Raw genomic sequence first — 16,483 nt, 5'->3', positions numbered from 1 at the left:
AAGCTTAAGCCATGGCGTTAACGGGCGACTAACCATGTTTTTTCCGCCCCTGGTTGTGTTTGTTGCTGGCGGAGCACGCTTTTCCCCTGCCGGGGGAAGTCCGGCGGTTGCATAGCCGGCCCGCTGAAGCGTTCCGTTAGGATTATCGCGCTATTTCCGATCTCAGGATCGGTGACAGAAGGCGCCATGACCCAGCCAAAAGGCCTCCTCCGGAGAGCTCCGGTCGCGACATTCCATGCGCGCGTCGCTGGCGTGGGGTTGGTGACGACCGTGATTGTGCTGCTGGCCGCCTGCGCGACCTTCACGCTGCAGCAATGGGCGGTCGCCCGCTCCCAAACCGAGCAAATCTATCAGGGCTTGGCCCACATCACGGCTGAGACCGCCGCGCCCGCCATGCTGCGGGGCGAGATGGACAGCGTCTCGGCGCCGCTTTCGGCGCTGCGCGCCAGCCGCCGGGTCGTCGCCGCGCAGATCACGGACGGCGATGGCCGCGCCGTCGCGACTTACGCCCGCCGGCAGGCCGTAGCCAAGGACGAGGCGACGCTGGTGGTCCGGGCGCCCATCCTGGCTGAAGGTCATGCCCTCGGCGAGCTTACCCTGACGGTGGACCGCCCCCGCCTCACGCCGCTTTTGCCGCAGTTCCTCGCGCTCACCCTGGTGCTGCTGTTCGGCGGCGTGGGGCTGGCGCTGTTTCTGGCGCGAAGCCTGGCGCATCGGGTAATCGCGCCCGTGCAGCACCTCTCGGTCGCCATGCACGACGTGGCGGAGGGCGGCAGCTTTCAGCCGGTGGAGGTCAAGGCGCAGGACGAGTTGTTCCGCAGCCTGACCGACAGCTTCAATCACCTGCTGGCCAAGCTGGGCGAGCGGGAAGCGGAGCTCCGGTCGGCGATGCGCGACCTCGAGACGGCGCGGGATGCAGCGAACGCAGCGAATGTGTTGAAAACACAGTTCCTGGCCAACATGAGTCACGAAATCCGCACGCCGCTGAACGGTGTTCTCGCAATGGCGGAAGTGATGGCCATGGGCGAGCTGGCGGCGGTGCAGCGGGACCGGCTGCAGATCATCCGCCAGTCTGGCGGGCTGCTGCTGTCGGTGCTGAACGACGTGCTCGACCTGTCGAAGATCGAGGCGGGCAAGCTGGCGCTGGCCAGCGAGCCCTTCGACCTGGAGCCGACGATCGCGCCGACGGTCGAGACATTTGCGGGAATGGCTGCGGCCAAGGGCCTGGACTTCGCCGTGGAGGTCGAAGCCGACGCGCAGGGCTGGTGGCGAGGCGACGCCGAGCGCCTGCAGCAGGTGGTGAGCAACCTTCTGTCGAATGCGGTGAAGTTCACCGTGGCGGGCGAGGTGCGGATGAACGTGACGCTGAGCCCCGAGGGCGAGGCGCTTCGCATCTCCGTGCGAGACACCGGTGTCGGCATCGCGCCGGCCAAGCTGCCGACCCTGTTCGAGAAGTTCACCCAGGCCGACAATTCGGCCACCCGCCGGTTCGGCGGCACGGGCCTGGGATTGGCCCTTTGCCGGGAGCTGACCCAGATGATGGGCGGCTCGATCCAGGTGGAAAGCCAGGAGGGCAAGGGCTCGGCCTTCACGGTGGAGCTGCCGCTGCCGCGCGCCGGCGCCGAGGACCAGGCGGTCGCGGCCGACGCCATGGACGAGGGCGGCCTTCGCCTGCTGGCGGCCGAGGACAACCCCACCAACCAACAGGTTCTGGCGGCGGTGATGGAGTCGCTGGGGATCAGCATCGACATCGTCAGCGACGGCGAGAAGGCCGTCGAGGCCTGGGGCGTCTGCGACTACGACCTGATCCTGATGGACATCCAGATGCCGGTGATGGACGGCATCACCGCGGCGCGGGAGATCCGGGCCGCCGAGGCGCGGACGGGGCGGGCGCGCACGCCGATCGTCGCCCTTACGGCCAACGCCCTAAGCCACCAGGTTGCCGAGTACCTGGCGGCGGGAATGGACAATCACGTGGCCAAGCCGATCGAGATCGCCAAGCTGTATGAGGCGATCAGCACGACGCTGACCAACGCTGCGACAGGCGCGACGCCCGCGGCCGACGAGGGTGGCGACGCGCGCACGGCGGCCTGAGCCGCTAATCAACCTGAACCTTGCACAACGACAGGCTCAGACGCCTGTCAGCCTCCGCATGGTTTTCTCTGTCTCACGGTCATCGGGGCAACCCGGATCCCAATTGCGAGTTCTGTTCCGCACGTCGGCGGGACCTACGCAGAGGGACGACCAAAGCAGAGGAACTGACCATGAAGAAGCTGACCACCCTGACCCTGATTGGCGCCTCGGCCCTGACGCTGGCGGCTGGCGCGGCTTCCGCCCAGCCTTATGGCCGCGGTGGCTGGGATCCGATCGATCGCCGCTTCGAACAGCTCGACCGCCGGATCGACCGCGGCGTGCAAAACGGGCAGCTGACCCGCAACGAAGCGATGCGCCTGCGCGGCGAGTTCCGTTCGCTGATCCGCCTCGAGCGGGACTACAGCCGCAACGGTCTCAATAACCGCGAGCGCGCGGACTTGGATCGCCGCTTCGACCGCCTCGCCGCTCAGGTTCGCTGGGAGCGCCGCGACGGCCAACAGTACGGCTCCGGCTACGGCCCGGGCGGCTATCGCCGCTAAGCCCCAATCAAGTTCGTGGAAGCGCCCCCGGAGCAATCCGGGGGCGTTTTCATTGCAGTCAGGGGGTGAGCCGCAGGCGGCTTTCGATGACAGTCACCGCCTGACCTCGGATCAACACCCGGTCACCCGCCACCTCGCATTCCAGATCGCCGCCGCGGCCGGGGTAGGCCTGGTGGAAGCGGAGCACGGAGCGGCCGAGCTTGTCGGAGAACAGCGGGCTGAGCAGGCAGTGCATGGACCCGGTGGTCGGGTCTTCCGGCACGCCGCAGCCGGGCCCGAAAAAGCGGTCCACCACATCATAGGCGCTGGACGCATCCGCCAGGGCGGCGACGCAGATGTTGCCGGGCCCGCTGGCCGCGTCCGGGCCGAACGGCGCAAGCGCCGGGATGTCCGGGCGCAGACCCCGGACCTGCGCCTCGTCCTGCAGCAGGGCCACGAGATAGGCGCTGATCCAGACCTCCTGCGGCTGTACGCCCAGCGCCTCTGCGAGGCCGGGCGGGCAGTCGATGCGCCGCGGCGGCTGAGCCGGCAGATCCATCTCGTAGCCCTCCCCCGCCCGGCGCACGGCCAAAGGACCCGACAGGGTGTCGAAACTAACCTGGGGCACGTCGAGCCCCAACTCGCTCAGAAGCACGTGGCCTGAAGCGAAGGTGGCGTGGCCGCAGAGCGGCACCTCCATCGCCGGCGTGAACCAGCGCAGGCCGAAGCGTGCGGGATCGTCCGTGCGCAGCAGGAAAGCTGTCTCGGCCTGATTGTTCTCGGCAGCCAGCGCCTGCATCCAGGCGGCGTCCGGCCAGGCGTCGAACGGCTCAACCACACAGGCGGGATTGCCGCGGAAAGGCTGAGCGGCGAAGGCGTCGACGGTCCACTGGCGCATGGGGCGGCTTCCTTTTAGAGGCGACGGCGGGGGTTTGGCGGAGGCCAGCGCCTCCTTCAAGCGCCACTTCCCGAAGGCTGGCCCTCATGTGCGACCCGACCGCTCCCCACGAGGCTGCCGCGGCGAACGGCTATGTGTTCAGCGACGATCCGGCCCGCTTTGACCTGGACCGCGCCCATGGCTGGATCGGCAGAGAGAGCTACTGGGCGCAAGGTATCCCACGCGACACCTTCGCCCGCGCCTGCGCCAACAGCCTGACCGTCGGCGCCTACGCGCCCGATGGCGCCATGGCGGCCATGGGGCGGGTGGTCACCGACCGGGCGACGTTTGGTTGGCTCTGCGACGTGTTCGTCGACCAAGCGCATCGCGGGCAGGGACTGGGCAAGGCTCTGATGGCCTACCTGTCGGACCACCCAGACCTGCAGGGGTTCCGGCGCATGCACCTGGCGACGCGCGACGCCCACGAGCTCTATCGCAGCTTCGGCTTCACCGACCTGACCAAGCCGGAAACCTGGATGGAGATCCGCCGGGACGACATCTACAGCCGCTAGGGCTCTATGACCTCGATCTCCGGCCAGCGCGCCTTGGCGGAGGCGGCCGTGCGGGCGAAGCCGTTGGTCACCCGGTGCGGGTTGGGCCTCAGGCGCATGGCAAAGAGGTCCTCCAGGCCGAACGGCGCGAAAATGGCCAGGCGGCCGTCCGCGTCCAGCCGCACGCCCACGCCGAACAGCGGGCTGACGAACCGACCGAGCGCTTCGGGCGTCGAGGTGAGCGGGCTGTAGGGCTCGCCGAACTTGCCCTCGAACCACAGGTGCACGCGCGCCTGGTTGCGGACTTCGACCATCTCTCGCAGCGGCGGCTCGAAGGCGGCGGCCACCCGGCGGATGACCACGTCCTCGGCCTCGTAGGAGGTGTCCGGGTCGAAGTAGCCGAGGTCGTAGTCCTTGATGCCGTAGTCGAGATCGCGTCCCGTCTGGTGATTGAGGACCCGCTGATAAACGGCGCCCGAGAAGATCATCCAGTCCGGGAGATCCAGATCGCGCCCGGTCTCCAGCACCGTCATCATGCTGGGCGAGGCGCGAAGGATCGCCTCGAGCCGGTGTTCCAAGTCGTCGCCGCTCACCGGGCGTCCCGCAGCGGCCAGGCGTGATCCAAGGGGCCATGGCCGCGGCCGAGACCCGGCGCCCGCAGCATGGCCTCGTGCACATAGTTCCAGGCCCGGGCCACGGCCGCGACAAGGTCAAGGCCTTGGGCCAGACCTGCCGCACAGGCGGAGGCCAGGGTGCAGCCGGTGCCGTGGGTGTGCCGCGTTTCGATCCGCTCGCCCTCGAACAAGGTCTCGCCAGCTGCGGTCAAGAGAACATCGGTGACCCGCTCGCCAGCCACATGCCCGCCCTTCATCAGAACGGCCCGGGCGCCGAGTTCGAGCAAGGCTTCACCGGCGCGGCGCAGGTCGTCGGTGGTCTCCACCGCAAGACCGGTCAGGGCCGCGGCCTCAGGCGCGTTGGGAGTGAGCAGCGCCGAGCGGGGCACCAGTTCGCCGCGCACCGTGGCGATGGCGTCGTCAGCCAGCAGCGAGGCGCCGCCCTTGGCGATCATCACAGGATCGACCACCGCCGGAACGGCGCTGTCGTCCAGCAGGCGCGCCACCAGCCGGACGACGCCCGTATCCGCCAGCATGCCCGTCTTGATGACGTCGGCGCCGATGTCGTCGAGAACCGCCCTCGCCTGCGCCTCCACGACATCCAGGGGGATGGGGTGGACGCCGCTGACGCCCAGGGTGTTCTGCACCGTAACGGCCGTGATCGCCGTGGCCGCATAGCCGCCCAAGGCGGTGACCGCCTTGATGTCGGCCTGGATGCCTGCGCCGCCGCCGCTGTCGGACCCGGCGATGATCAGAACTCGTCCCAACTGCATGGCGGGGCGATAGCGCGCCCGGCGCATCATTGCACCGGAGATTTGCTCAACGAGCAGCCTGGATGGCTTGCCACACCCGCAAAGCCTGCCGGGTTTCACGCACATCGTGGACCCGAACCGCCGCGACACCTGCCGCCGCGCCGGCTAGAGCGGCAGCGATCGACCCACCGAGCCGCTGATCGGGCGGCGCCTCGTCGTCCAATGCGCCGATGAACCGTTTGCGGCTGACGCCCAGCAGCACGGGGAAGCCCAAGCTGACCAACCGATCCAGGTGAGCCAGCAGAGGCAGGTTGTGCGCGATGCTGTGCTTACCGAAGCCGATGCCGGGATCGACCCAGATCTTCTCACGCGCGACGCCGGCGGCCAGGGCCGCGTCCGTTCGCTGCGCGAGGTGCTGCGTCACCTCGGCCACCACGTCGTCGTAGCTGGGCTGGTGCTGCATGGTTCGAGGCTCGCCCTGCATGTGCATCAAGACGATCTTGCAGCCGAGCTCGGCGGCGGTGGCGAGGCTGTCAGCGGCGAAGCCGCCGGCTGTGACGTCGTTCCAGATGTCGGCGCCTGCCTCCACCGCCGCACGGGCCACTTGAGGCTTCATGGTGTCGATGGAGATCGGGACGGCGGACTCGGCCCGAATGGCGCGGATCAGGGGCGCCACCCGGGCGATCTCCTCGTGGGCCGCGACGGGCTCGGCGCCAGGGCGGGTGGACTCGCCGCCGATGTCGAGGATGTCGGCGCCCTGGGCGATGAGCTGGCGGGCGTGCTCAAGCGCGGCGGCGGGATCCAGCCAGCGGCCGCCGTCGGAGAAGCTGTCGGGCGTGACGTTGACCACGCCCATGACACGCACGCCTGCATTGTTGTGGGGCACTTGCCGCCTCGACTTCACATCCCTGACGCCGAGGCTTGATAGCACGGCCCGTCCTGTAGTGACGTAACTCTGCCGAACCATGGCGTGATGGGTGGCGCGATGATCATCGACCCTTTCAGGCTCTACCGACGTCACCGGCGGCTGGTCCGCGAAGCGGAGGAGGAGGCGCAGTTCCTGCGCCGCCGCCATGGACCTTCCGCTCTGCAGGCCGCCCGCAGCCGGCTCGATCGTCCCGACCTGACCCACTGGGGCAAGCGGGTGATGCAGCGAGCCATCCGACTTCTGGAGAAGGGGGCCTGAAACGAAAAGAGGCGGCCCAGAGGCCGCCTCTTCGTCTTTGTTACTCCGCCGTCCGGCTGACCGGTTCGGGATCCGGGCGGGGCGAGATCGGCACCGCTACCGCTGGCCCGGAGGGCCGCTTGGCCTCGGGCTCGTCGCGGACGGGCGGCACGCCCTTCAGCGCGTTCATGATCTCCTCGCCCGAGAGCGTTTCGTACTCGAGCAGGGAGCGAGCCAGGGTGTGCAGGTCCTCGAGCTTCTCCGTCAGGATCCGCTTGGCTTCGTCGTAGCCGGCTTGGACGAGGCGCTTGACCTCCTCGTCGATAAGCTTGGCGGTCTCTTCAGAGATGTTCTGCGTGCGCGACACAGAATGGCCGAGGAAGACCTCTTCCTGGTTGTCGCCGTAGGACACGAAGCCCAGCTTGTCCGAGTAGCCCCAGCGGGTGACCATGTTGCGAGCCAGGCCTGTCGCCGCCTGGATGTCGCTGGACGCGCCGGAGGTGACCTTCTCCTTGCCGAAGATCAGCTCTTCGGCCACCCGGCCGGCCATCATGATGGCCAGGCGAGAGGTCATCTGCTGGTAGTCCATGGAATAGCGGTCGCCTTCGGGCAGCTGCATCACCATGCCGAGCGCGCGGCCCCGCGGGATGATGGTCGCCTTGTGCACCGGGTCGGAAGCCGGGACGCTGAGGGCCACCAGAGCGTGACCGCCTTCATGGTAGGCCGTCAGCTTCTTCTCGGCGTCGGTCATGACCATGGACTTGCGCTCGGCGCCCATCATGACCTTGTCCTTGGCGTCTTCGAAGTCGCGGTGGGTGACCATGCGCTTGTTCTTGCGCGCGGCCATCAGAGCGGCTTCGTTGACGAGGTTGGCGAGATCGGCGCCCGAGAAGCCGGGGGTGCCGCGGGCGATGGTCTTCACGTCCACGTCGGCGGCCAGCGGCACGTTGCGCATGTGGACGCGCAGGATGCGTTCGCGGCCGTTGATGTCTGGGTTCGGCACCACGACCTGGCGGTCGAAGCGGCCGGGACGCAGCAGCGCCGGGTCCAGCACGTCCGGACGGTTGGTCGAGGCGATGACGATGATCGCTTCGTTCGGGTCGAAACCATCCATCTCGACCAGCAGCTGGTTCAGGGTCTGCTCGCGCTCGTCGTTGCCGCCGCCGAGACCGGCGCCGCGGTGACGACCGACGGCGTCGATTTCGTCGATGAAGATAATGCAGGGTGCGTTCTTCTTGGCCTGCTCGAACATGTCGCGCACGCGGCTGGCGCCGACGCCGACGAACATTTCGACGAAGTCCGAACCCGAGATGTAGAAGAAGGGCACGCCGGCTTCGCCCGCGACCGCGCGGCCGAGCAGGGTCTTACCCGTGCCGGGAGGGCCGACCATCAGGGCGCCCTTGGGGATCTTGCCGCCCAGGCGCTGGAACTTCTGAGGATCCTTCAGGAAGTCGACGATTTCCGTCAGCTCTTCCTTGGCCTCGTCCACGCCGGCGACGTCCTCGAACGTCACCCGGTTCTTGTTTTCCGTCAGCATGCGGGCCTTGGACTTGCCAAAGCCCATGGCGCCGCGGGCGCCGCCCTGCATCTGGCGCATGAAGAAGATCCACACGCCGATCAGCAGCAGGATCGGGAGGCTGTTGAGGATGAAGCCCAGCAGGGTGAAGCCGCCGGCCGGCTTGACCGAGATGTCGGCGCCCTGGCCCTCAAGCCGCTTCAGCAGGTCTTCCTGAGTGGACGGCGTGATGGCCGTGAAGGTCTTGCCGCCCTGGTCGCGAACCTCGACGGCCGCGCCCCGGATGGTGGCGGCCTTCACCTCGCCGGCGTCCACTTTCGAAAGCAGCTGGGAATAGGTGATCTCGCTGGAGCCGGCCGCATGGCCGCCGCCAGTCATCATGCTGTAGAGGCCGATCAGGACGACGACTACGACGCCCCACAGGACGAGATTGCGCAGGTTCATAGGTTCGGGACCGTTCCGAAAAAGTCGGACCAAGACTTAAAAGATAGGACGCCCACCAGCGTTCCACCACCAACCCCCGACAATGCGCGACCGAAGACCGCGCCTTGACCGTGGAATGCAAAAGGCCGCGCCTTTGCGGGCGCGGCCTTCAACATAGGCACTGGATCGCAGCGATCCAGCGTGACCTTACCGGCTCGGCTTCTTCGGCGCGGCGATCAGGCCTTCACGCTGGGCGCGCTTGCGGGCCAGCTTGCGCGCACGGCGCACGGCTTCGGCCTTTTGACGAGCGCGCTTTTCAGACGGCTTCTCGTAGTGGACGTGCCGCTTCATTTCGCGGAACGAGCCCTCGCGCTGCATCTTCTTCTTGAGCGCCTTGAGGGCTTGGTCGACGTTGTTGTCGCGGACAAAAATCTGAACCAGGGGTCTCTCTCCTGTTGGTCGCTTCGCCGCCCGGCCCCGTGGTCCCTGCTTTGGGGCGGCGGCGAGCGAACAGTAGGTACGGACAATGAATTCAAATCCCGAAGGCGCGTGCCTACGGGTTTAGGGGCGGCGAAATACCAGAAGGCGGGGGGCATGTCCACGCCGAGACGTCGCAATCCGCACGCGCTAGAATGGTTCACATGACCGAGACGGCGAACGCCACCGACGATTGGGCCGCCCAGGCCGAGCAGCGCCTGCTGGAGCGCGCGCTGAAGATGGCCCACATCGAGGGCTGGACCTGGCGCATGGTGCGGCTGGCCGGCAAGGCGGAAGGCTTTTCCGACGGCGAGACGGAGCTGGTGCTGCCGCACGGGCCGGCGGATCTCGCGGCCCTGCTGTCGCGTCGGCACGACCAACGGGCCATGCTGATCCTGGGCGAAGTCGATCCTGCCAGCCTGAAGATCCGCGAGCGCATCCGCCGGGCGGTGGAAGCGCGACTGGACGCCGCGGCCGGCGACGAGTCCGCCACCCGTCGCTGGGTCGGGTATCTGGCCCTGCCCCAGCACCTGGGACTGGCCGGCAAGCTGGCCTGGGAAAGCGCTGACGTCCTTTGGCGCTGGGCCGGAGACGTCGCCACCGACGAGAACCACTACTCCAAGCGGGTCATCCTGGCCGGCATCCTGACCAGCGCCCTGGCCATCCGGCTGACCGGCGGCCGCGCCGACGCCCTGGCCTTCGTGGACCGGCGGATCGAAGACGTCATGAAGTTCGAGAAGTGGAAAGCGACCAGCGCCTTCCGCCCCACGGACCTGATGTCCAGCGTCGCAGGCGCGCTGGGCCGGATGCGCTACGGGGCGCGCTGAGGCCTTAGCCCAGCGGGCTGACCCGGTTGATGTGCGCCATCTTGCGGCCGGGCTTGGCCTCCCGCTTGCCGTAAAGGTGCAGGCGGGTGTGCGGCTCGCCGGCGTACTGCGGCCAGGCGTCCACCTCCTCGCCAAGCAGATTGACCATCTCGACCCGCGCGATGGGCGCGGTGGGGCCCAGAGGCCAGCCGGCGACCGCGCGGATGTGCTGCTCGAACTGGTCGACCTCGCAGCCGTCCTGCGTCCAGTGGCCGGTGTTGTGCACCCGGGGCGCAATCTCGTTGACCAGCAAGGTCCCGTCGGCGAGCTCGAACAGCTCGATCCCAATCACGCCCACGTAGCCCAGGCCCGCCAGCACCTTCGCGGCGATGCGCTCGGCTTGGTCGGCGGTGGCGACGCTGACCCTGGCCGGGGCGATGGAGCGGCGCAGGACGCCGCTTTCGTGATGGTTCTCGGCCAGAGGATAGACGGCCGTCGCGCCGTCGCGACCGCGGGCGGCGATCACCGAAAGCTCGCGGACAAAGTCGGCGGGCGCCTCGACGATGACGGGCTTGCCGCCCAGGGCGCGGAACACCTCGGCAGCGTCGTCGCCGCGGCGGATCCACTGCTGGCCCTTGCCGTCATAGCCTTCGCGGCGGGTCTTCATCAGGCAGGGGGTGCCGATGGCAGCCACGGCTTCGACCGCGGTCTCCGGGCTGTCGGCGGCGGCGAAGGCGACGGTGGCGACGCCCTCTGCGTTGAGGAAGGTCTTTTCCGCGACCCGATCCTGAGCCACGGCCAGCGCCTTGGGACCCGGGGCCACCTCGACGCCCAGGCCGGCAAGCACTTCGACGGAGCTGGCGGGGACGTTCTCGAACTCGAAGGTGACGACGCTGGCCTCGCCGGCGAGGGCCTTCAGCGCCTCGGGATCGTCATAAGGGGCGACCAGGGTCTTCTTGGTGACGCGGCCGGCGGGGGAGTCGGCGTCGCGCTCCAGCACCACCACATCGAAGCCCAGGCGCGAGGCGGCCTCCGCCAGCATGCGGCCCAGCTGGCCGCCTCCCAGGATCCCGATCGTCGAGCCGGGCGTCAGCGGCAATTGGGCCATGGGGTCAGGCGTCCTCGACCGTCTCAGCGACGCTGGCGGTCTGGCGTTCGGTGAAGGCGGCCACCCGCTCCGCGACGGCGGCGTCGGACAGGGCCAGGATCTTGGCGGCCATGATGCCGGCGTTTTTGGCGCCCGCCTCGCCGATGGCGAGGGTTCCGACGGGGATGCCGGCGGGCATCTGAACGATGGAAAGCAAGGAATCCATGCCCTTCAGCGCCTTGGACTCAATGGGCACGCCCAGCACGGGCAGGTCGGTGAGCGAGGCGGTCATGCCCGGCAGGTGGGCGGCCCCGCCCGCGCCGGCGATGATCACCTTCACACCCGCGGCCTTCGCGCCTTTCGCGAACTCGTACATGCGGTCGGGCGTGCGGTGGGCGGACACCACCTTGGCGTCGTAGTGGACGCCCAGCTGTTCCAGCATCTCGGCGGCGTGGCGCAGGACGGGCCAGTCGGACCGGCTGCCCATGATAATGGCGACGGGCGCGGCGAGGCTCATGTGTTCGTCTTCCCCCAGCGGGCCTGGCCCGGAAGGGCGCGGAGTATAGGCGCCGTCTTTGCGCCCGCAACCAGCATGCTAGGCTCAGTTAACGCCCTTGCGATCAGGGCGATTCTTCTTCGGGCCAGCTGCATGAAGATCACCGGCGCGCGCACGGAGCCTTTTTCGGCCACGCGGCGTCGTGCGGCCGCAAAGGCCGGCGCGCCCGCGCGGGGCGCGGCGCCCAGCCAGGACACCACCGCCTTTCTGGGACTTGGACCGGCCGACCTGACGCCGCAGGTGCAGGGAGCGCTGCAGACGCTGCTGACCGAAATCGACGAGTTGCGGGCCGAGGTGGCGCGGCTGAAGGCGCAGCTCGCCGAAGCGGAGGGCATGGCTGATCGCGACGCGCTGACGCCGGTGCTGAACCGGCGGGCGCTGATGCGCGAGCTTGGCCGGATCCGGGCGTTCGTCGGGCGCTACGAGGCGGCGGCGAGCCTGGTCTACTTCGACCTCGACGGGCTGAAGGGGGTCAACGACCGGCTGGGGCATGCGGCGGGCGATGCGGCGCTGACGGCGGTGGCCGAGCGGCTGAGCGCGAGCGTGCGCGACAGCGACGTGGTCGGCCGCATGGGCGGCGACGAGTTCGCGGTGATCCTTGTGCAGGCCGACCGGAACCTGGCTGAGGGCAAGGCGGCAAGCCTGGCTGCGTCAATCGAGGCCCAACCGGCGAAGGTGGGCGAGGGGTTGGCCCATCTGCAGCTGTCCTGGGGCGTGTGCGAGATCACGCCGGGGCTGGAGCCGGACGAGATCGTCCACCGGGCGGACCGGGCCATGTATGAGCGCAAGCGCCAGCGGCAGGCGGCGCGCGGCTAGTGCGCGTCAGGCGATGATGTCGGGGGTCAGCATCTCTTCGATGCGGCTGATCTCGTCCTTCATCGCCAGCTTCTTGCGCTTCAGGCGGCCGATCAGCAGCATGTCGGGCAAGGGCGACAGGGCGATGGCCTGGACGGCGGCGTCCATGTCGGCATGGTCCTGCTTCAGCTCGGCGAGCCGGGCGCGCAGCGCGTCTTCATCCAGGTAAACTTGGTCGTCCATCGCGGCGCGATCCTACTGCAAGGCGGCGGCTAAAGCAGCCAGCGCCGGCTGCGGCGCAGGCGCGCCCCAGGCCGCCGAGGCGGCGACCAGGGCGTCCAGCGGCGCAGCGCCCGAGCTTTGCGGGCAAAGCCTTTCCAAGGCCTCAAGCAGCAGGCGCTCGGACTGTAATTCCGCAGCCTTGACCGCGTTGCGCAAGCGCTCGCGCTCCTCGTCGGCCACGGGTGGAAAGCTCGATTTCAAGGCGCGGCGAACGTCGCGGAGCGGCGTAACGGCGGCCGCATCCCAGGCCCGGGCCAACTCGGCCGCGGGCGCTGCGGTGTGGGGCGTCGCGCCCGCCCAGACGGCCCAAAGCAGCAGGCAGGTGTTTTGGCCGTGCGCGTCCTGCAGGTTGAGGCAGGCGTCGGCCACGCCCGGCCGGCCATAGGCGCCCACCGCCCAGTCCCAAAGGCGCATTGCTCAGCCTTCGCCCGGTTGGGGGCCGATTTCCTGACCCCAGCGCTTCACGGGGCGCCAGTCGAGGCCGAAGAGGTCGAGCGCCCGGCCGACGGACTGGTCGATCATCTCCTCGATGGAGGCGGGCCTGGCGTACATGGCCGGCAGCGGTGGGGCGATGATCGCGCCCATCTCAGCGAGGCGGACCATGGTGCGCAGATGGCCTAAGTGCAGGGGCGTCTCGCGCACCATAAGCACCAGCGGCCGGCGCTCCTTCAGGGTGACGTCGGCGGCGCGGGTGAGGAGGGTGGAGGTCACGCCCGTGGCGATCTCGCTCATGGTGCGCACCGAACAGGGCGCCACGATCATGCCGAGCGTGCGGAATGAGCCGGAGGCGATGGCGGCCCCCACGTCGGACGCCTTGTAGCCGACGTCGCCGCGCGCGTGTGCGTCGGCCAGGCTCAGGCCCGCTTCCTGGGTGAGGGTCAGCGCCGCCGAGCGGCTGACCACCAGATGGCTTTCGACGCCCAGCTCGCGGCAGGCGTCCAGCACCCTCAGGCCATAGGCCACGCCGGAGGCGCCGGAGATGCCCACCACCAGTCTGGAACGCTCTTCGATTGGCATGGGGAGGATCTCAACGCCCAGTTTCAAGGCGCCGCATCAGCTTCGCCGCCTGCAAACATATGTGAACTGACAGCTGGGAAAAGCGGATGTTCACTTCCGAACTTCCCAGCAGCGAGGAGACAGATCGTCATGGCCGTGGAAGCTCGGATCCGGGAACTCGGATCTCGCCACCAGAACCTCGAACGCGCCATCGAAGACGAAATGCGGCGGCCGCACGCCGATGACCTCAGACTGAAGGACCTCAAGCGACAGAAGCTCAAACTCAAGGAAGAGATGGAGAGCTTGCGAAGCCGAGTTCACTAAAGAAGAGGGCGGGGAAGCCAAGCCTCCCCGCCCTTCTGGTATCCGGACCTTAGACTAGTCCTCGGCGCGCTCGTCGCCGTTGTCGTCGCCGTCCCCGAACAGGGCAGCGGCGTCGTCCTCGACCTCCACATCCTCATAGGTGCCGACTTCAGAGGCCGGACGGAGGGTCGGGCCATCTACGTCGCCGCTCTTGGCGCGCTTCTCAGCGGCCTTGCGCACCACCGCATCCAGCTCCAGCTGAGCCACGAGGCCCAGGGTCACGGGATCGACCGGCTTGATGTTGGCCGAGTTCCAGTGGGTGCGGTTGCGGATGGAGTCGATGGTCGCCTTGGTGGTGCCCAGCAGGCGAGCGATCTGGCTGTCCGGCACTTCCGGGTGGTTGCGCAGGAACCAGGCGATGGCGTCTGGACGGTCCTGACGACGCGACACCGGGGTGTAGCGGGGCGCCTTTTTCACCGGCTTCAGCAGCTCGGCGTGGCGGCTCTTCTGCGCCTTCATGTGGTAGCCGCTGTCCTTTTCGGCGCGGTCCAGTTCGTCGCGAGACAGCTGGCCGTTGGCGATCGGGTCGGCGCCGCGGATGTCGCGCGCCACTTCGCCGTCGGCGATGCCGCGCACTTCCAGCGGGTGCAGGCCGCAGAACTCGGCGATCTGTTCGAAGGTGAGCGAAGTGTTGTCCACCAGCCAGACGGCGGTCGCCTTCGGCATCAGGATGTCGGTCGTCATAGCGATTTTCCGGTTGTCGGAAATGAAGGCGCCCGGCCTTTCGGCCGGGCGGTGTGAACCTTCGATATAGGCCGTATCCGGCCGGCTGAAAACGGGATTGTGCCAATCCCGCCCGCGGCCCTTCGTCAGGCGCTGAAGATCCAGCCTCCGGAGAGGGTCGAGCTCTGCACCCCCACGAGGATGATCTGGTCGCCCGGCTCGCCCAGGCTGATCACCGTATCGGACCCGACCTGCGCCACGGACCAGGGCGTGCCGGCGTCCAGCAGGATCCGGTCGCCCTGAGCCAGGCTGAAGTCGGTGACGCGGTCGATCCCCGCGCCGCTGAAGCTGTGGAAGATGTCCGCGCCAGCGCCGCCCGTGATGGTGTCGCTGCCGCGGTCGCCCGAGAGCCAGTCGTCTCCGTCCTGGCCATAGAGGATGTCGTCGTGCTGCCCGCCCCGCACGGTGTCCGCGCCGACGCCGCCCTCGCAGGTGTCGTTCCCCATGTTGCCGAGAACGACGTCGGCGCCCTCGTCCCCATAGATGTAGTCGTTGTCCTGGCCGCCGGAGACCCAGTCGTCACCCAGGCCGCCATGGGCCAGATCGGCGCCCTTGTTGCCGTTGATGTTGTCGAAGCCTGAGCCGCCGGTGATGGTGTCGGCGCCGTCATCGCCCCAGAGCAGGTTGGAGCCATTTGGCCCACCGTCGATCCGGTCGTTGCCGGCGCCGCCGAAGATCTCGTTGCTCAGCGCGTTGCCGTGGATCACGTCCGCGCCGGAGCCGCCGCGCGCGCCCTCGATCCGGGCGCCGACCGCGATGGCGACATTGCCCTTCAGCCCGCCGACGTCGGAGAAGAAGCCTTCCCGCAGGTCGATGGTCTGGTTCTGGTAGTAGCCGGAGAAGTCCAGGGTGTCCTTGCCGCCCGCGTCCCAAACCGCAAAGATCGCCTTGCTGGTCGAGCCGCTGATCGCAAACCAGGGCCGCTCGGCCGTTGAATTGAAGCCGTAGATCGTGTCGCCGGTGCGGCTCGAAAGATTGGCTCCGTACTCGAGCTGGGCCGCAGCGATATCGTCCAGCAGGGGCGAGGCCGCATAGGCGCCGCCGAAGCTGGCCCCCGTGTTGGTCTCGCTGAAGTAGCTCATCACGGTGTACTGGCGGCTGTCCTCATAATAGTCCGCCTGCCCGCTGTAGGTGATGGTGGCGTCCTTGCCCGCATTGTACTCGGACGGGTGAGCCAGGCCGATGGCGTGGCCGGTCTCGTGCAGCAGCACTTGCGCGCCATAGTTCAGCCCGCCCGGATTGAGGTTGTAGCCCAGCGAGCTGTTGATCCAGACGTCGCCGGAAGGGCTACCGTGGCCCGGGTTGCCGGGGTTGTAGGCGAAAGCCGAGGCCCCATCCTCGCCCTTAGAATAGTTGGCGAACAGGATGCTGGCGCTGTCGGAATAGGCGGCCTCGCCGCTGGTCCCGGAGCCCACGCGTGTGAACTTGATGTTGGCCACGTCGGCCCACGCCTTCAGCGCGAGCTCGGCCTGGGCGATCTGGGCGGCGTTGAAGCGCGAAAAGCCGGTGACGTCCGAGGGCATGGTCGTCGGCTCGTTCGCCCGGAAGGCGTAGGTGACGGTGTAGCCCACGCCCAGGGCCGACGACCAACCCGGTTCGTGGCGCACGATCTGACTGGCGGCTTCCGAGATAGAATAGCTGGGCTTGCCGTTCGGACCGATGGAGTCCCGCGCATCGGCGTTCAGATAGGCTTGCGGTCCTTCAGCGAGGCCGCTGGAGATGCGGGGATCGGCCTCGACCACCGTGACCGCGCCGCGGCACACGGCACAGCTGCAGCGAGCAGCGTCCTCATCGGAGCTGGCGAAGGCGGACGCGTGAGAGAACTGCAGCATTCGAGAACCCTACCCTCACCATCCTGTTCAATTCCTTTAAAGATTGGGCTGGTGGA

20 protein-coding genes are annotated in these 16,483 nt (G+C 68.2%); 7 read left to right on the top strand and 13 right to left on the bottom strand.

What is annotated here, in order from left to right:
* Window positions 1-261 precede the first annotated feature (261 nt).
* Together DJ018_RS06190 and DJ018_RS06185 are read left to right on the top strand one after the other, a co-directional pair.
* Window positions 262-2,094, top strand: coding sequence for an ATP-binding protein (locus DJ018_RS06190; RefSeq protein WP_240609463.1), 1,833 nt, complete (start codon window positions 262-264; stop codon window positions 2,092-2,094).
* A gap of 170 nt (window positions 2,095-2,264) precedes the next feature.
* The gene (locus DJ018_RS06185) at window positions 2,265-2,633 is read left to right on the top strand and encodes a hypothetical protein (protein WP_111513972.1); all 369 of its coding nucleotides are present in this window, start codon (window positions 2,265-2,267) and stop codon (window positions 2,631-2,633) included.
* A 58-nt stretch (window positions 2,634-2,691) separates the two neighbouring features.
* On the opposite strand, the gene DJ018_RS06180 is transcribed toward DJ018_RS06185, so the two are convergent.
* On the bottom strand, window positions 2,692-3,510 hold the full coding sequence (locus DJ018_RS06180; RefSeq protein ID WP_111513971.1) for a PhzF family phenazine biosynthesis protein: 819 nt from the start codon (window positions 3,508-3,510) through the stop codon (window positions 2,692-2,694).
* 86 nt (window positions 3,511-3,596) lie between these two features.
* On the opposite strand from DJ018_RS06180, the gene DJ018_RS06175 reads away from it, so the two are divergent.
* Window positions 3,597-4,061, top strand: coding sequence for a GNAT family N-acetyltransferase (locus DJ018_RS06175; RefSeq protein ID WP_111513970.1), 465 nt, complete (start codon window positions 3,597-3,599; stop codon window positions 4,059-4,061).
* Here the strand turns inward: DJ018_RS06175 and DJ018_RS06170 are convergent.
* The 3 genes from DJ018_RS06170 to folP are packed head-to-tail and all read right to left on the bottom strand — an operon-like array spanning window position 4,058 to window position 6,262.
* Window positions 4,058-4,576, bottom strand: coding sequence for a nucleotidyltransferase family protein (locus tag DJ018_RS06170; protein WP_111514700.1), 519 nt, complete (start codon window positions 4,574-4,576; stop codon window positions 4,058-4,060). The two genes, DJ018_RS06175 and DJ018_RS06170, sit on opposite strands and share 4 nt — an antisense overlap.
* A 53-nt stretch (window positions 4,577-4,629) precedes the next feature.
* Window positions 4,630-5,427 carry a bifunctional hydroxymethylpyrimidine kinase/phosphomethylpyrimidine kinase gene (thiD, locus tag DJ018_RS06165; RefSeq protein WP_111514699.1) on the bottom strand — a complete coding sequence of 266 codons (798 nt, stop codon included), beginning with the start codon at window positions 5,425-5,427 and terminating at the stop codon, window positions 4,630-4,632.
* 46 nt (window positions 5,428-5,473) lie between these two features.
* Window positions 5,474-6,262 carry a dihydropteroate synthase gene (gene folP / locus DJ018_RS06160; protein ID WP_111513969.1) on the bottom strand — a complete coding sequence of 263 codons (789 nt, stop codon included), beginning with the start codon at window positions 6,260-6,262 and terminating at the stop codon, window positions 5,474-5,476.
* A gap of 129 nt (window positions 6,263-6,391) precedes the next feature.
* Here folP and DJ018_RS06155 point away from each other — a divergent pair, with 129 nt between their 5' ends.
* Window positions 6,392-6,592: a hypothetical protein gene (locus DJ018_RS06155; protein WP_133254227.1), complete on the top strand. Its 201-nt coding sequence runs from the start codon at window positions 6,392-6,394 to the stop codon at window positions 6,590-6,592.
* 40 nt (window positions 6,593-6,632) lie between these two features.
* On the opposite strand, the gene ftsH is transcribed toward DJ018_RS06155, so the two are convergent.
* Window positions 6,633-8,531 (bottom strand): ATP-dependent zinc metalloprotease FtsH, encoded by a 1,899-nt coding sequence (gene ftsH / locus DJ018_RS06150; RefSeq protein WP_111513967.1) that lies wholly within the window; start codon window positions 8,529-8,531, stop codon window positions 6,633-6,635.
* A 186-nt stretch (window positions 8,532-8,717) separates the two neighbouring features.
* A complete protein-coding gene (rpsU, locus tag DJ018_RS06145; RefSeq protein WP_111275467.1) occupies window positions 8,718-8,951 on the bottom strand; it encodes a 30S ribosomal protein S21 in 234 nt (77 codons plus the stop codon).
* 200 nt (window positions 8,952-9,151) lie between these two features.
* Between rpsU and DJ018_RS06140 the strand changes: the two genes are divergently transcribed.
* Window positions 9,152-9,814, top strand: coding sequence for a COQ9 family protein (locus DJ018_RS06140; protein WP_111514698.1), 663 nt, complete (start codon window positions 9,152-9,154; stop codon window positions 9,812-9,814).
* Window positions 9,815-9,818: 4 nt separating this feature from the next.
* Here the strand turns inward: DJ018_RS06140 and DJ018_RS06135 are convergent, their stop codons facing one another.
* Both DJ018_RS06135 and purE read right to left on the bottom strand, forming a co-directional pair.
* On the bottom strand, window positions 9,819-10,901 hold the full coding sequence (locus tag DJ018_RS06135) for a 5-(carboxyamino)imidazole ribonucleotide synthase (RefSeq protein ID WP_111513966.1): 1,083 nt from the start codon (window positions 10,899-10,901) through the stop codon (window positions 9,819-9,821).
* A gap of 4 nt (window positions 10,902-10,905) precedes the next feature.
* Complete coding sequence (purE, locus tag DJ018_RS06130) at window positions 10,906-11,397, bottom strand: 5-(carboxyamino)imidazole ribonucleotide mutase (protein ID WP_111513965.1); 492 nt, start codon at window positions 11,395-11,397, stop codon at window positions 10,906-10,908.
* A 132-nt stretch (window positions 11,398-11,529) separates the two neighbouring features.
* On the opposite strand from purE, the gene DJ018_RS06125 reads away from it, so the two are divergent.
* On the top strand, window positions 11,530-12,252 hold the full coding sequence (locus DJ018_RS06125; protein WP_111513964.1) for a GGDEF domain-containing protein: 723 nt from the start codon (window positions 11,530-11,532) through the stop codon (window positions 12,250-12,252).
* A 6-nt stretch (window positions 12,253-12,258) separates the two neighbouring features.
* Here DJ018_RS06125 and DJ018_RS06120 read toward each other — a convergent pair whose 3' ends face one another.
* The 3 genes from DJ018_RS06120 to DJ018_RS06110 are packed head-to-tail and all read right to left on the bottom strand — an operon-like array spanning window position 12,259 to window position 13,530.
* Window positions 12,259-12,474, bottom strand: coding sequence for a YdcH family protein (locus tag DJ018_RS06120; protein ID WP_111513963.1), 216 nt, complete (start codon window positions 12,472-12,474; stop codon window positions 12,259-12,261).
* Window positions 12,475-12,486: 12 nt separating this feature from the next.
* On the bottom strand, window positions 12,487-12,927 hold the full coding sequence (locus tag DJ018_RS06115; RefSeq protein WP_111513962.1) for a TIGR02444 family protein: 441 nt from the start codon (window positions 12,925-12,927) through the stop codon (window positions 12,487-12,489).
* A 3-nt stretch (window positions 12,928-12,930) separates the two neighbouring features.
* Window positions 12,931-13,530 (bottom strand): UbiX family flavin prenyltransferase, encoded by a 600-nt coding sequence (locus DJ018_RS06110; protein ID WP_111513961.1) that lies wholly within the window; start codon window positions 13,528-13,530, stop codon window positions 12,931-12,933.
* Window positions 13,531-13,659: 129 nt separating this feature from the next.
* On the opposite strand from DJ018_RS06110, the gene DJ018_RS06105 reads away from it, so the two are divergent.
* Window positions 13,660-13,833, top strand: coding sequence for a YdcH family protein (locus DJ018_RS06105; RefSeq protein WP_111513960.1), 174 nt, complete (start codon window positions 13,660-13,662; stop codon window positions 13,831-13,833).
* A gap of 54 nt (window positions 13,834-13,887) precedes the next feature.
* Here DJ018_RS06105 and DJ018_RS06100 read toward each other — a convergent pair whose 3' ends face one another.
* Together DJ018_RS06100 and DJ018_RS06095 are read right to left on the bottom strand one after the other, a co-directional pair.
* A complete protein-coding gene (locus tag DJ018_RS06100; protein ID WP_111513959.1) occupies window positions 13,888-14,556 on the bottom strand; it encodes a DUF1013 domain-containing protein in 669 nt (222 codons plus the stop codon).
* A gap of 125 nt (window positions 14,557-14,681) precedes the next feature.
* Complete coding sequence (locus tag DJ018_RS06095; RefSeq protein WP_111513958.1) at window positions 14,682-16,427, bottom strand: M10 family metallopeptidase C-terminal domain-containing protein; 1,746 nt, start codon at window positions 16,425-16,427, stop codon at window positions 14,682-14,684.
* Between the last annotated feature and the right edge of the window lie 56 nt (window positions 16,428-16,483).

Origin of the sequence: Phenylobacterium deserti (genome assembly GCF_003254705.1) — a bacterium.
In the GTDB taxonomy this organism is placed as follows: Bacteria; Pseudomonadota; Alphaproteobacteria; order Caulobacterales; family Caulobacteraceae; genus Phenylobacterium; species Phenylobacterium deserti.
Note: the sequence above shows the minus strand (reverse complement) of the source record. Positions and strands in the feature narration are given on the sequence as shown.

Excerpts from the sequence above, each read along its gene's own strand:
- DJ018_RS06185 (WP_111513972.1), top strand. The coding sequence starts at position 2,265 with ATGAAGAAGCTGACCACCCTGACCCTGATTGGCGCCTCGGCCCTGACG.
- DJ018_RS06180 (WP_111513971.1), bottom strand. The coding sequence starts at position 3,510 with ATGCGCCAGTGGACCGTCGACGCCTTCGCCGCTCAGCCTTTCCGCGGC.
- DJ018_RS06175 (WP_111513970.1), top strand. The coding sequence starts at position 3,597 with ATGTGCGACCCGACCGCTCCCCACGAGGCTGCCGCGGCGAACGGCTAT.
- DJ018_RS06170 (WP_111514700.1), bottom strand. The coding sequence starts at position 4,576 with ATGATGACGGTGCTGGAGACCGGGCGCGATCTGGATCTCCCGGACTGG.
- thiD (WP_111514699.1), bottom strand. The coding sequence starts at position 5,427 with ATGCAGTTGGGACGAGTTCTGATCATCGCCGGGTCCGACAGCGGCGGC.
- folP (WP_111513969.1), bottom strand. The coding sequence starts at position 6,262 with ATGGGCGTGGTCAACGTCACGCCCGACAGCTTCTCCGACGGCGGCCGC.
- DJ018_RS06155 (WP_133254227.1), top strand. The coding sequence starts at position 6,392 with ATGATCATCGACCCTTTCAGGCTCTACCGACGTCACCGGCGGCTGGTC.
- ftsH (WP_111513967.1), bottom strand. The coding sequence starts at position 8,531 with ATGAACCTGCGCAATCTCGTCCTGTGGGGCGTCGTAGTCGTCGTCCTG.
- DJ018_RS06140 (WP_111514698.1), top strand. The coding sequence starts at position 9,152 with ATGACCGAGACGGCGAACGCCACCGACGATTGGGCCGCCCAGGCCGAG.
- DJ018_RS06135 (WP_111513966.1), bottom strand. The coding sequence starts at position 10,901 with ATGGCCCAATTGCCGCTGACGCCCGGCTCGACGATCGGGATCCTGGGA.
- purE (WP_111513965.1), bottom strand. The coding sequence starts at position 11,397 with ATGAGCCTCGCCGCGCCCGTCGCCATTATCATGGGCAGCCGGTCCGAC.
- DJ018_RS06125 (WP_111513964.1), top strand. The coding sequence starts at position 11,530 with ATGAAGATCACCGGCGCGCGCACGGAGCCTTTTTCGGCCACGCGGCGT.
- DJ018_RS06120 (WP_111513963.1), bottom strand. The coding sequence starts at position 12,474 with ATGGACGACCAAGTTTACCTGGATGAAGACGCGCTGCGCGCCCGGCTC.
- DJ018_RS06115 (WP_111513962.1), bottom strand. The coding sequence starts at position 12,927 with ATGCGCCTTTGGGACTGGGCGGTGGGCGCCTATGGCCGGCCGGGCGTG.
- DJ018_RS06110 (WP_111513961.1), bottom strand. The coding sequence starts at position 13,530 with ATGCCAATCGAAGAGCGTTCCAGACTGGTGGTGGGCATCTCCGGCGCC.
- DJ018_RS06105 (WP_111513960.1), top strand. The coding sequence starts at position 13,660 with ATGGCCGTGGAAGCTCGGATCCGGGAACTCGGATCTCGCCACCAGAAC.
- DJ018_RS06100 (WP_111513959.1), bottom strand. The coding sequence starts at position 14,556 with ATGACGACCGACATCCTGATGCCGAAGGCGACCGCCGTCTGGCTGGTG.
- DJ018_RS06095 (WP_111513958.1), bottom strand. The coding sequence starts at position 16,427 with ATGCTGCAGTTCTCTCACGCGTCCGCCTTCGCCAGCTCCGATGAGGAC.